The organism is Gemmiger formicilis (assembly GCF_024462815.1).
Classification (GTDB): domain Bacteria; phylum Bacillota; class Clostridia; order Oscillospirales; family Ruminococcaceae; genus Gemmiger.
The window spans coordinates 38,096-50,922 of sequence record NZ_JANGCG010000007.1 but is presented as its reverse complement, the minus strand read 5'-3'; the positions used below and the strand labels follow the sequence as shown (position 1 = coordinate 50,922).

The 12,827-nt window shown below is 58.0% G+C and carries 10 protein-coding genes; all 10 read right to left on the bottom strand.

The features are described from left to right. On the bottom strand, positions 1 to 780 hold the full coding sequence (locus NE623_RS07570) for a sugar phosphate isomerase/epimerase family protein (RefSeq protein WP_256271427.1): 780 nt from the start codon (positions 778 to 780) through the stop codon (positions 1 to 3). 23 nt (positions 781 to 803) lie between these two features. Further along, complete coding sequence (yiaK, locus tag NE623_RS07565) at positions 804 to 1,802, bottom strand: 3-dehydro-L-gulonate 2-dehydrogenase (RefSeq protein WP_256271426.1); 999 nt, start codon at positions 1,800 to 1,802, stop codon at positions 804 to 806. Positions 1,803 to 1,820: 18 nt separating this feature from the next. Further along, positions 1,821 to 2,726 (bottom strand): carbohydrate ABC transporter permease, encoded by a 906-nt coding sequence (locus NE623_RS07560; protein WP_256271425.1) that lies wholly within the window; start codon positions 2,724 to 2,726, stop codon positions 1,821 to 1,823. 15 nt (positions 2,727 to 2,741) lie between these two features. Further along, a complete protein-coding gene (locus NE623_RS07555; RefSeq protein ID WP_256271424.1) occupies positions 2,742 to 3,719 on the bottom strand; it encodes an ABC transporter permease in 978 nt (325 codons plus the stop codon). Between the two features lie 14 nt (positions 3,720 to 3,733). Next, entirely contained in the window at positions 3,734 to 4,750 is a 1,017-nt protein-coding gene (locus NE623_RS07550; protein ID WP_256271423.1) for a Gfo/Idh/MocA family protein, read from the bottom strand. Further along, complete coding sequence (locus NE623_RS07545) at positions 4,737 to 7,103, bottom strand: helix-turn-helix domain-containing protein (RefSeq protein ID WP_256271422.1); 2,367 nt, start codon at positions 7,101 to 7,103, stop codon at positions 4,737 to 4,739. The genes NE623_RS07550 and NE623_RS07545 overlap by 14 nt, the downstream gene beginning before the upstream one ends. 39 nt (positions 7,104 to 7,142) lie before the next feature. Then, positions 7,143 to 8,267 carry a Gfo/Idh/MocA family protein gene (locus NE623_RS07540; protein WP_256271421.1) on the bottom strand — a complete coding sequence of 375 codons (1,125 nt, stop codon included), beginning with the start codon at positions 8,265 to 8,267 and terminating at the stop codon, positions 7,143 to 7,145. Then, the gene (locus NE623_RS07535; protein ID WP_256271420.1) at positions 8,260 to 9,033 is read right to left on the bottom strand and encodes a sugar phosphate isomerase/epimerase family protein; all 774 of its coding nucleotides are present in this window, start codon (positions 9,031 to 9,033) and stop codon (positions 8,260 to 8,262) included. Before NE623_RS07535 ends, NE623_RS07540 begins: the two co-directional genes overlap by 8 nt. A 12-nt stretch (positions 9,034 to 9,045) precedes the next feature. Beyond that, on the bottom strand, positions 9,046 to 11,061 hold the full coding sequence (locus NE623_RS07530) for an alginate lyase family protein (RefSeq protein WP_256271419.1): 2,016 nt from the start codon (positions 11,059 to 11,061) through the stop codon (positions 9,046 to 9,048). 100 nt (positions 11,062 to 11,161) lie between these two features. Further along, positions 11,162 to 12,823, bottom strand: coding sequence for an extracellular solute-binding protein (locus NE623_RS07525; protein WP_256271418.1), 1,662 nt, complete (start codon positions 12,821 to 12,823; stop codon positions 11,162 to 11,164). Positions 12,824 to 12,827 lie beyond the last annotated feature (4 nt).

Here is a 12,827-nt window from a genome sequence, read left to right as displayed (position 1 = left end):
TTATTTCTGAATCATATCGGTGCTTTGCAGAAGCGCCTTCCAGTCGGCTGCATCCGCAAGAAATTGCTCCATCGTGTTGTTCAGCACAAATTCCAGCAGGCCATAGCGCGTTTTCGCCGGGTCTACGTGGGCAAGGTACTGCCGCCATTCGTCCAGTCCTTCGGCAAAGGGGCGGCGCTTGCCCTCCAGCCAGTAATAGACGTGTAGATTCAGCAGCCGCCCGCGGCGCTCCAGCATATCCAGCCCGGCGCAGCGCTCAGTCATATTCAGCGCCACCGTGGGCTGCCACAGGCAGTAGAGGTTTTCTGCCGCAGCCTCGTCCAGAAAATCCTGCGCGGACTCGTTCGTGTCTGTCACGGTGTTTTTGTGCCATTCCAGCGCAATTTTTATGCCGTTTTCAGCCGCCATTGCGCTGATGGTCCTTGCCTCGGCCGCCAATGCCTTGCGCGTTTCGGCGTCCAGCTCGGCGCTGGCCGTGCCGCCGCCCCAGATGCGAATCAGTGGGGCGTGCAGAGCCGCCGCGTTCTGCAGCGTCGGCAGAAAGTCCTTCTCCGGGCTTGCGTTTTCGCCCAGCCGGTAGTAGGAGCCGTAGGCTGCCACCTCTGCCCCCTGCGCCAGCGTGCGTTCCCGCAGCTCGGCGGCAAGGTGGGTATCGCCCGCCGGGATGTGCCAGTTTTCCGACCATTCCACGGCGTGCAGGTCTGCCTTTTGCAGCGCGTCCAGCACATAGTCCGGGGACTCCGTTTTGAAGGTTGCCGATACCAGTCCCGGTATAATCATTGCCGCATCAGCCTCCCCTTCTGTTACAGTGCCAGCACCTGCTGCCAGATGGCGTCCTCAACCGGGATGCCGTTCTCCATATTGTCCTTGCGGACCTCGGCCATATGCTCGCCGGGGAAGTGCACCGGGCGGCCTTCCTCCACTGGGGTGGAGGTCTCCATATCGCGCAGGGTGGCCTCAATGTTGGCGGCAATGTCGTCCTTGTCGGGCAGGGCGTCCAGATTGATGCAGATGAACACCTGGCTCAGCTCGGTTTCCAGCGGCAGCTCGCCGACCTGCCGTGTGGTGCGCCCGCCCGCCAGTGCGCTGGCAATCAAATCCAGTGCCAGACTCAGGCCGGAGCCCTTCCAGTAGCCGATGGGGTAGCTCTGGTGCGTTTCCAGGATCTCGGCGGCATTCTTGGTGGGCTGCTGGTCCTTGTTCAGCCCGCCCTCCACCGGCAGCTCTCGGCCGCTGCGCTTGTAGGCTTCCAGCTTGCCGTAGGAGAACATCGACATAGCCACGTCCACCAGCACCGGGGTATCCCCGTGGGGGATGGCCAGCGTGATGGGGTTATTGCCCAGCCGGGCATCCCGGCCGCCCCACGGCGGCATATTGGGGCAGGTGTTGGTCCAGAAAATGCCGATACAGTTTTCCTCGACCGCCATCAGGCCATAGTTGCCGGGACGCATCCAGTGGTTGGTGTCGGACAGCGCCACGCAGCCGATGGTGTGCTGCTTGGCCAGCGCAATCGCACGCTTGGTGCAGGCGTAGGCGTTCAGGTTGCCCGGGCCGTGCTGGCCGTCATAGCGCTCAAACGCGCCGAAGCTCTCCTTCAGAACCGGCTCGGCGTTGATGTCCACAATGCCGTCCCCAATGCTCTTGATAAACTTGGGGAAGCGGTTCAGTCCGTGCGTGTAGACGCCATCGCGGCTGGCATCGGCATACAGCTTGGCGGAAATCTCCGCCTTCTCCTGCGTAAAGCCTTTTTTAAGCAGCACACGCACAAACTCGTCATACATTTCTTTATAAGGTACGCGCATGATGTGATTCTCCTTTTATCAGCCCTTGATGGCGCCAATCATAACGCCCTTGACAAAGTACTTCTGGACAAACGGATAGATGCAGAGGATGGGCAGCGTGGCCACCACAACGGTTGCATACTGGATGGTCTCGCCAATCAGGTAGTCTGCACCGGCCGTCATATCGGCGGTATCGTTCTGAATCAGAATCTGGCGCAGAATCAGCTGCAGGGGGTACTGCGTCTTATCGCGCAGGAACAGCATGGCGTTGAACCAGGAGTTCCAGTGGCTGACGGCGTAGTACAGCGTGATGACGGCGACCGTGGGCTTGACCAGCGGGGCCATAATCTTCCACAGAATCGTCCATGCGTTGGCACCGTCCAGCTTGGCGGATTCCTCCAGAGAGTCCGGCACACCGGCAAACGCCGTGCGCATGATAATCAGGTTGTAGGTGTCCACCAGCGAGGGCAGAATCAGCGCCCAGCGGGAACCGTAGAGCCCCACGCCCTTGACAACCAGATACAGCGGAATCATACCGCCGCTGAAATACATCGTGAAAACCAGCAGCTTCATAATCGTGGGGCCGGCTGCCACGCGCTTGCGGGACAGGCAGTAGGCCGCGACCATTGAGAGCAGAACATTCAGCAGTGTGCCGACAATGACAACAAACAGGGTGTTGGCGTAGCCGGTCCAGAGGAAGGTGTTCTTGAACACGGCCTGATAGGACGCCACGGAGAAGCCCTCCGGCCAGAGCAGGATACCCTTGTGCGCCACAAACAGCGCGGGGTTGCTGAAGGAGGCCGCCACAATGTGAATCAGCGGAATCAGCACGCAGGCCAGCAGCAGGCAGATAATCAGGACATCGACAACATCAAACAGGCGGCTGCCGAAGGATTCTTTAATTTTGGTGCCCTGCGGGGCACGCTCGGTTTTTGTGTTTGCCATAACCGTTTTCCTCCTTTACCAAAGACCGCTGCCGTTGACCTTCTGGCTGATTTTGTTGGTAATCATAACCAGAGCAAAGCTGACGATGCAGTTGAACATACCAACGGCCGTGCTGTAGCTGAACTGTGCATCAATCAGGCCCTTGCGGTAAACATAGGTGTTGATGACGTCCGCCGTGCTGTAGATGGCGGGGTTGTACAGCAGCATAACGCGCTCATAGCCGACGTTGAAGATTTTGCCCATCTTCAGAATCAGCATAATGATAATCGTGGGGGCAATGCCCGGCAGGGTGACGTGCAGGCACTGCTGCCAGCGGTTGGCACCGTCCACCTTGGCGGCGTCATACAGCTCCTGGTCAATGCCGGACAGCGCTGACAGATAGATGATGGAGTTCCAGCCCAGTGTCTGCCACAGCTCTGTCAGGATGTAAATCAGCAGGAAGTTGTCGGGGTTATTCAGCAGCGCCTGCTCCTTGATGCCGAACAGGTTGTGCAGAATCTCGGTAATGGCACCGGTGGAGCCTGTCAGCGTAAGGACGATGCCGCAGATAACCACGGTCGAGATGAAGTGCGGCACATACAGAAGCGTCTGCGCTGTCTTGGAGAATTTCTTGCTTTTCAGCTCGTTAATCAACAGGGCCAGAATGACCGGCAGCGGGAAGGTCATCAGATCCACCACTGCAATGCGGATGGTGTTGATCAGCAAACGGCCGAAGTAGTAGTCCGAAAAGAAGGACTTGAACCATTTCAGGCCCACAAATTTACTGCCGAAGATGCCGCGTGCGGGCTTGTAGTCAATGAACGAGATGTACAGACCGAACATCGGGCCGAACTTGAACACCGCGTAGTAGACCAGCACCGGAATCAGCATGGCATAAATCAGGCCGTTGCGCTGCAAATCTTTTTTGATGCGGTAGCTGAGAGGCACATGCTCGGAATTGAGTGTCAGCGGCTTTTTTGCCTCGGCCGCGGCGGCTTTGCTCTTAGCGCTCATAGTAGATTCTCCTTTTACTCAAGGCTGATAACCGAATGGGTTTTTGCAGAGGTATATACCGCGTGGAGAAGCTGTACGCTGACGATGGCTTCCTCGCCGCTGATGGGGAAGCGCTCCCCACTCGCCAGCTTGTTGTAGTAGTCCTCTATCAGGAAGCCGTGGCCGCTGCCCCAGTAGTCCTTGCCGAACACCGTGCCGGAGGAAAAGTCCTTCGTCTCGGTTTTGCCGTCCAGCTCGGTGGTGACAAGATTGCCCACCATGCGGATGCTGCCGTTCTCGCAGACGATTTCCAGCTCAACCGGGGCATTTTTTACATAACAGTTGGTGCAGTAGAAGGTAAAGCGCTCCCCATCCGGGCCGGTCATAAAGACATCGCAGGTGTCCTCGGTCTCGATAACGCCCTTCAGCCGCTTGGTGGAGCAGCTTGCCTCCACCGTGCGGATGGGAACCGTGAGCCACTGCATCAGGTCAAAGGTGTGGATGGCCTGGTTTTCCAGTGCGCTGCCGCCCTCCTTGTCAAGGGTGCCGCGCCAGTCGGAGCCGGTGTAGTATTCCGGGTTGCGGTTCCAGAACACTGCGCCCCGCGCTCCCAGCACCTTGCCCATTTTTCCGCTGTCCATCAGGGCGCGCATATACTTGGATGCATCGTTGTAGCGGTTCTGGAAGCAGATGCCCAACACCGTACCAGTGCGGTCGCGCACCTCAATCATTTTCTGTGCGTCCTCGGGGCTCAGGGCCATCGGCTTCTCGCACAGGACGTGCTTGCCGTGTTCCATCGCCTCCATCGCAACCTGCGCGTGCAGGTAATGCGGCAGGCAGATATGCACCACATCCACCTCGGGGTTTTCCAGCACCTTGTGGTAGTCGGTTTCGATGGCCGGAATCCCATAAGTTTCGGCGGCGGCGCGGGCACGCTCCGGCTTGCAGTCGCACGCGACGATGCACTCGGCGTTCTGTACGTTTTTCAGCGCCTTGAAATGGTTTTTAGAAATCATGCCACAGCCAATGACTGCTGTTTTAAATGTTTTCATGGCTCGTTTCTTCCTTATTGCTGTGCAGCTCCCGGTATTGACTGGGGGTTACACCTTCGTATTGCTTGAAGATTCTCAAAAAGCTGCGCAGGCTGCCAAAGCCGCAGGAAACGGCAATGCTTTCGAGTTTTTCGTCCTGCATCAGCTTTTCCTTGACGTGCTGCAGGCGCACGGTGTGGATATACTGGGTCAGGTTTTCACCGCTCATCTCCTTGAAATAGCGGGAGATGAAGGCGGCCGGGCGCTCAAAGCGCTCCGAAATGGCATTGACATTCAGCCCGGCATCGGCGTAGTTTTCCTCGATGTAGGCGCGTATCTGCAGATACAGTCGGCCCTTTTCCTCCTCCTGCGCCTCCTGCATGGTGGCGCGGGAGAGGCGGCAGACCGCACCGGCCAGATTGCACAGCTCCTGTTCAATCTGCTCAACGTTTTCCTGCCGGGCCGCTGCCATCACGCGGTTCTGACATTCGGCAATCTCGGGCTTATCGGCCTGCTGGCCGTCCGCACGGACAATGGCCGACAGAATCTTACCGGTCAGAAACTGCATAGCCTCCGGGCTCAGGTAGCTTTCGTGGTTCAGCGCCATCAGGGCGTGAATCTGCTCGCAGGCGGCGGTCTCATCGGCGCTGCGCACGGCCAGATTCAACTTGTTTTCGGCCTCCACCGGGTACTGCACCGTTGTGTTGCCGGGCGTCAGCTTCAGCTCACTGTACTGGATGGTTTTGGTGTCCTGCGTGCGCTTCTGGTACTGGAACACCCGGCAGAGCTCACGGTAGGCCTTGTACACGCCGTCAATGCCGGTGTGCGGGCTGCTGACCGCAATGTCATAGCCAAAGTCAAAATGCTGTTCCAGAAAGCTGCGGCAGTATTCGTAGCTCCAAACGATACCCTCCAGCGGGTCGGCGTTCTCGGCGTTGGACCACACCAGATAAATCTGCATACCGCCCTCGCGGAAACAGAGGTTTTCCAGCGCGCAGTTCTGCAGATTTTCCCGCGTTACGTTCTGCAGGATAAACCACTGCATCTCGTAGATTTTGTCGGGGTCCTTCTCGTCCGTCAGTTTCTGCTTTTCCAGCCGGTAGGCCAGCAGATAGAACTCCTTCACCGTGTGAATCGGGAAGCCGTTGGCCTCCAACGTACTCTCCTGCAGCTCTGCCGAGGCTGTGCTGCTCGTCACCATTGTGTGGAACAGCTCGCGCAGAATCGCACTGCGTTGCTGCTCAATCATATCGGTGTTTTCCACATTGGCCTGCACCAGCTTCTGCACGCTGCGGTCAATGTAGGCGTAGGCATCGCTGACGTTTTCCGCCGGGGTGTCGGCGTCATCATGCGGCAGCACCCGCACGATGTTGCGCAACCGGGTGTAACGCCGGATGGCGCTGTTGTAAATGACAATCACCGTAAGGGCCAGATAGAGCAGCACCACCGCCGCCAGCACCCGTTGCATATCAATGATTTCAGAGGCGAAGGCCTGCTCCTTCAGGATAACGGCTATGTCCCAGTTCTCGAAATCGGAGGAAATCACTGAGATATACTTGCCGTCCTGCGTGGTGTGCACGGCCTTGTCGAATTTGCGGCTGCCGTTCTGGCCAATCAGGCTCAAAATGGCATCGACCGTGCTCTCCGGCAGCTCCCGGTTGGAAATCAGCTGGTGGGTATTGCGGTCCATAATGCAGAGGGTATCCTTGTTCAGCCAGTCGGAGGCCTTGAACAAATCCTCCAAGTCCACCAGCATCACCGCGTTGACCTTGGGTAGGTCGCGGCTGGTGATGTTCAGTGGGCGAACCAGCACCAGATAGTTTTTCTCAGTTCCCTCCTGCACGGTCGGGCGGAACACCCGCGTTGTGACGAACTCCTGACTGAGGATGCTCATCCATTCCTCATAGCTGATGCCGTAGGTGTCCAGACACAAATCATAGAAGCGGCGGCTCTGGCCGTATTTGGTGTTGGACACCACGGCATCCGACTGCGGGAAATAGAGGAAGTAGGCATCCCCGATGCCGTAGTTGATGACATCCGCCGAAATCTCGCGCGTGAGCAGGTAGTAGTCATACCGGGGAATATCGTCGTAGCTCTTTGCCGCCTGCACCTCGTTGATGGCAACGCTGGCACTCTCCACCGAGGTAATGTTGCGCAGCAGCCGCACCTTCTGATCCAGCCAGACACGTGTCATATCCAGTTGAATCCCGTTGGTGTACTCAAGGTTATCCCGCAGCACATCCATGTACCGATAGCCGGACGCCACCATCAGCAACAGGGCAATCAGGGAAATTACAAGGTAAGACAGGCTCCAGCGCAGGAACATCCTGCTGGGAACCCACTTTTTCTTTTCAGGCACATTCAACTCCGGCACGCTGCAATACTCCGTTTCTTCGGCTTACGCTCTGTGTCCTTACTCCGTCACCGGCTTCTTGCAGTGCTCCTGCAGCTTGGTCAGGAACAAATCGCCGTCCACCGGAAGGTCAACCCATTCGCCGTTCAGCCAGCTGGACAGGTGAATAGCGTTGGAAATCTGCAGCCCGCGGATACCCTCGGCACCGGGGGCAATCGGCTTGGCACCCTTGAGGATGCAGTCGCAGAAGTTGTTGATGATTCCGGGGTGAGAGGTGTAGGTGCCCTTGATGGGGATTTTGCACTCCCACACCTCCGGCTTGCCAAGGCCGCCCTTGTAGGTGGCGTTGAACTCCGGCTCCGGGGTTCTGAGACGGTAGAAGGTAAGCTCGTTATTCTCTACCACAATTTTACCATTCGTCCCATCAATTTCCAACCGATTCGTTCCGGGGGCATCGCCCACGGTGGTGATGTAGCAGCCGGTTGCGCCGTTCTCATACTCAACCAGCGCATACAGGTCATCCTCGACCTCAATCTTTCTGTGCTTGCCGTAGTAAACCTCGGACTTTACCCGCTTGGGCATACCGCACATCCACTGCCACAAATCCAGGTTGTGGGGGTTCTGGTTCAACAGCACACCGCCGCCCTCGCCGTCCCAGGTGGCGCGCCAGCCGCCCTGGTCATAGTAGCTCTGGGAGCGGTACCAGTCTGTGATAATCCAGATAACCCGCTTCATCTCGCCCAGATCGCCGCTGTCAATCAGGTCCTTGACCTTTTTATACAGCGGGTTGGTGCGCTGGTTGAAGTCCATGCAGTAGACCAGCTCGGGGTGCTTGGCTGCCACGGCGTTCATCCGTTCGACCTGCTTGGTGTAGACACCGGCTGGCTTTTCCACAATGACGTGCAGCCCGGTTTCCATCGCCTCAATCGCCATGGAGGGGTGCAGGTAGTGCGGCACGGCCACAATGACCGCCTCACATACGCCGGAGTGAATCAGCTCCGATGCATCGGTAAAGGTGCGGATATTCTCGCCGTTGGTCTTTTTTGCCAGCTCCAGGCGGGCGGGGTCAATGTCGCATACCGCCGTCAAATCGACCTGCGGGCACTTGCCGTCCCGGATGGCGCGGCCGTGCTGGCTGCCGATGTGGCCGTAGCCGATGATGCCCAACTTTACTTTATTAGCCATTGTCTGCCTCCAACTGCTTCATATACGCAAGGGCTGCCTTGCCGTCCTGCGCAATGTTTTCTGTTTTGCCCTCAATGCTCATGCGGGCGTTGTAGCCTGCTGCCCGCAGGGCCGCGAACAGTGCGCCGTAGCTTTCCCCATCACCGGGCAGCGGGTAGCGCCGGCCGTTGCCGGAGGCAATGTGGATGTGGTCAAGGTCTTTAATCACGGCAATGCTGTTCACATCGTCGGCGTTGGCGCAGATGTGGAAATAATCCGCCAGCAGGCCGACATTTTCATTGGCCACATCCTGCTGCAGCACAGCGCCCTCGGCCACGGTGCAAATCATATTGGTTTCCTTGCGGCTCAGCGGCTCAATCACAACCTTGATGCCGTACTTTCCGGCAATCTCGCCGGTCAGGCGGCAGACCTCCACCAGCCGCTTGTAGGCGTCCATAAATTTTACGTCCAGCGGGCAGGTGCGGCATTTGCCGCTGCCAAACACCACAATCTTACCGTTCAAGTCGGCAATCATGGCCATGGCCTTTTCCAGATAGGCGGTCAGCTCCTCACGGGTGGTGGAGCCGTCCACCAGATTCATCGTCTTGGGGAACAGGATGTTGAAACATTCCGCCTGCAGGCCGCTTTCGGTCAGCACCTTCTTTCCGGCGGCGTAGGCTTCGGAATCCAGCCCCAGCGTTTTTGTCACTGAGAGCTCGATGTAGTCATAGCCCAGCTCCCGGACCAGCCCGGCATTTTCAATGCCGGTGCAGATACCGTATCTCATATGCGCACCTCCTCAGTGCAGCTCGACGCCGTTTTCCGTCAGCGTCAGCACCTTGCCATCCGCCAGCGTAACCTCGGTGGCATTGCCCTTGATGGCGGCCTGCGCCTTGGTGCCCGCCGGGGCCAGCACCGTGACAAAGTGGATGGGTGTCCTGCCCGCGTGCTTGGCAATCAGCTGCGGGATGGGCTTGCGCCACGCGTAGCCGTAGCTGATCCAGCCGCCGATGGGCTCCTCGCTGCCCTCAAGAATCTCAAAGTCGAGGGGCTTGTCAGCCTGCACGGTCACGGTGTAGGGGCGGCCCTTCTGCGAAGTGTAGGCGAAGCTCTCGCCATCCTGCTCAAGGTGACCGAACGCGAAGTTGTAATACAGCCGGATGTCATGCTCGCTGTGGCAGATGCCGGTCACGCGGTCCTCAATCACGAAGATGTCCCCGGCCAAACGCACTACGCGGCGGCGGTGGAACATCGGGTCATCCATAAAATCGTAGCCGTTGTGGGAAATGTCAATCAGCTGATAGTTCTCGTTTTCCTCAAAGGCGTGCAGATAGGTGCGCACGCCGCGGGTGCGGGTCACGCCGGGCACGGTGCCCATCTCGTGATCATCCACATACAGGGTGTTGTGCGCCTTGGCGGACAGGAAGTAGTGCCGCCAGTCCTTCCAGCAGGAGCTGTTGTAGATGTAGCGGCCGGAGTCGGTCAGGATGTCCTCGCCCTGAATGTGCACCTCGACATGGCCGGTGTCATTGTGGGAGTGGGAGCTGACCTCGCCGCGCTCGAGCTGGATGCCGTGTACGTGGAAGTAGCTGTCCTCGGGGCCCCAGCCGGTGCGCATCACGTAGATACCGGCGGGAATGTACTTGTAGTTGCGCTGCGTGGGAGGTGTGCCCTCCTTGCCCGCGGTGGCCATAAAGTGGAAGTCCTCGCGGCCTGTTTCCTCATACCATGTGCGGAAGTAAGCGCGCATCTCGTTGAGGTCATAGGGGTCAAAGGTCAGGTTCATGCCCTCATACAGCGAGGTATCGCACCGGCGGGTGGTCAGATCGTCGCGGTCGGCATCGCCAATCATCGGGGTGGACAAATCCGGCTTGACAAGGCTCATAATGAACTGTGCGGATTTTTCCAGCGTCGGCTCCATATAGGGCGGCACCGGGATGTTGTTCAGCTTGCACAGGCGGTAGCACTGGAAGTAGACGCCCGCCGCCACCATGTGGTAGATGGGGGTGCGCTCCATATGGATGCCGTCATTGTCGAAGGAATACTTGACCTCCTGCATGACGCGGCGGTAGCCGGTCATGAACCAGTCGGATTTGATTTCCGGGAAGAGGATGCCACATTCCAGCAACGTGCCGGATTCCATCGTGAGCCAGTTGGAGGATTTCTTGTGGTTGCTGTAGTGGGTCATCAGGAAATCCGCATGGTCACACAGCAGCGAAAGGAAGGTCACCCACCCCTCGCGGTCCCATGCCGGCGAAGAGCGGAACGCCTCCATACAGGGCAGCCAGACCGTGTAAATACGCATGGCCGTCTCAATCGTGCGCCAGGAGTGGCCGGGGAACTTGTACTTGGCGGCGGCGTCCTCCTCATTCTCCATGAAGGGGCCCACCGGCCACGCCTTGCCCCACTCGGTCATCTCATGCAGGAACTCCCGCGTGTACTTTTCGTCCTTGGTCAGCGCATAGGCGCGGGCCAGCGGCTGCCAGTAAATATGACGGTAGAGCGACCATGTCCACTCGTTGTCATGGGAGGTATGCTCTGTCGGGTTGAAGAACCAGTCAATCTCGCCGTCAAACTTGTGGCCGTAGATATAGTGGTCCAGCGTCTCCTGCGCGTCCTCCAACAGGCCATCCACCTTGCAGGCTTCCAGCTCCTTGGCGGTAAACAGGTACTTCGGGCTGGTTCTGGTGCGGAAATGCGCAATCACCGCATCCATCGCGCCCTCGGCGTCTCCGTTTTCATACAGGGTTTTGGCCTGCTCCAATCCCGGGTAATCGTAGTTGATTCGCGCAAGCAAATCTTCCATTCTGCTCATTGTATTATCTGCACCCCATCTTCTTAAAGAAATGGCATCCGAAAGTGATGCCTTCCGAATGCCATTTGTTGCTATGATTTATGCGTTACTGCATTGGGAATCAGTTGGCCATGTAAGTGTCATAGGCTTCCTGCATCATCTGGATAGCTTCCTCGATGCCGGCATCCTTCAGCTTCTGCTGGTAGGAATCCCACTCGCTCATCGGGGTGGTGCCGCAGATGAAGCTGGCTTCCATCTCATCAGACAACGTCTTGACCTGGCTCATAATTTCGGAATAGCGGTCCTGATTTTCCTCGGAAACGGACGTCGGCGGGAACATATGCTCGCCCATATCGGTCTTCATGGAAAGCTCAAGAGCCTTCTTCTGGTTATCCTGTGCGTAGTACTGCTCAATGTAGTCCTCGCTCTGGATGCCTGCGCCGGAGGTGGAGGTTCTGGTGTAAGCAGCCAGTGCCTGTGCCTGGCTCCAGCCATCGGGGTTGTTCTTGATGACGTCGGTGTAAACGGGCTTGCCATCGACCATCTCATAGCTTTCGCCCTCGATACCGAAGTTGTAGCAAATCTGGCCTTCCTCACTGTACAGCCAGTCGAGCAGCCAGACAGCAGCTTCGACGTTCTTGCACTGGGAGGAGATAGCGGCGGAAGCACCGGACTGGTCATAGATGTTGTTCATCTTGGAGAACTTGGCGTTCTGACCCTTGGTGGAGGTGACAGGCGCAGCAGCCTGAATGTACTCTTCCTTGAAGTTGGGGTCGGCCTCCATCATAGCCTTGGTGTAGTTGCCGAGGCCCTGGCCGAACGGAGCGTAGCCCAGGATGCAGTTGCCTGCAACGAAGTCGGTCTGGGTGGATTTCTTGTCGGCCTGCATCCAGTCATTGTCCAGCAGACCCTCGCTGTACCAGTCGGCCAGCTTCTGGATGAAGTCCTTGCGGCTGTCCTCAATCAGGCCGTTCTTTACAACGCCGTCATCGACGTAGAAGCTGCCCCAGTTGTCATAGGCGGCGCTCCAGACGTCCTTGACCCACTCTTTACGGGTGGTAAACGGCTTGCTGAAGCCTGCAGCCTTGGCGGCGCGCAGGACCTCTTCCCACTCGTCCATCGTCTCGGGAACCTCATCGAAGCCGAGCTCTGCGAGCTTGTCAGCGCGATAGGTGAAGCCGGAGGAGAACTCCGTCTTGTTGGGGGATTCCAGACCGCGCAGGCAGGGGAAGCAATAATAGTTGCCGGCGGAGTCCTTAATCATCTTGCCAATCTCGGGGTGTGCGTCAATCACGGCGCTGAGGTTGGGGGCGTCCTTCATATAATCATCCAGCGAGATGATAACGCCATCGTTGACGGCAGCGCCAGCGCCGCCGGAGTAGGTCGTCCAGGTGTACTCAATGATGTCGGGGAACTCACCGGAGGCCAGCATAACGGCAAATTCCTCTGCCTCGGAGCCCTGCGTGGGATGCTGGAACTCAATCGTGATACCAGTGCGCTCCTGCACATACTTGGCCCACGGCGTCTCGCCGAGGTTGGAGAAGTTGTCGGAAACGTTGCCGTTCAGGGTGGTGTACCAAGTCAGCGTCGTGCCCGCATAGGGCTTGTCGTTGTCGGTCGTGGCGGTGTCCTCGGCATTGGCGGCAGAGGACGCCTCAGTGGAGGCTGCCGTGGATTCTGCCGTAGAGGAAGCAGAACCGCCGCAGCCGGCCAGCGTTGCGCCCACCATGGCCGCTGACATTCCCAGTGCCAGAGCGCGCTTGAGTGTGCTTTGCTTTTTCATAAGT

Excerpts from the sequence above, each read along its gene's own strand:
- NE623_RS07525 (WP_256271418.1), bottom strand. The coding sequence starts at position 12,823 with ATGAAAAAGCAAAGCACACTCAAGCGCGCTCTGGCACTGGGAATGTCA.
- NE623_RS07540 (WP_256271421.1), bottom strand. The coding sequence starts at position 8,267 with ATGGCTAATAAAGTAAAGTTGGGCATCATCGGCTACGGCCACATCGGC.
- NE623_RS07535 (WP_256271420.1), bottom strand. The coding sequence starts at position 9,033 with ATGAGATACGGTATCTGCACCGGCATTGAAAATGCCGGGCTGGTCCGG.
- NE623_RS07530 (WP_256271419.1), bottom strand. The coding sequence starts at position 11,061 with ATGAGCAGAATGGAAGATTTGCTTGCGCGAATCAACTACGATTACCCG.
- NE623_RS07550 (WP_256271423.1), bottom strand. The coding sequence starts at position 4,750 with ATGAAAACATTTAAAACAGCAGTCATTGGCTGTGGCATGATTTCTAAA.
- yiaK (WP_256271426.1), bottom strand. The coding sequence starts at position 1,802 with ATGCGCGTACCTTATAAAGAAATGTATGACGAGTTTGTGCGTGTGCTG.
- NE623_RS07560 (WP_256271425.1), bottom strand. The coding sequence starts at position 2,726 with ATGGCAAACACAAAAACCGAGCGTGCCCCGCAGGGCACCAAAATTAAA.
- NE623_RS07555 (WP_256271424.1), bottom strand. The coding sequence starts at position 3,719 with ATGAGCGCTAAGAGCAAAGCCGCCGCGGCCGAGGCAAAAAAGCCGCTG.
- NE623_RS07570 (WP_256271427.1), bottom strand. The coding sequence starts at position 780 with ATGATTATACCGGGACTGGTATCGGCAACCTTCAAAACGGAGTCCCCG.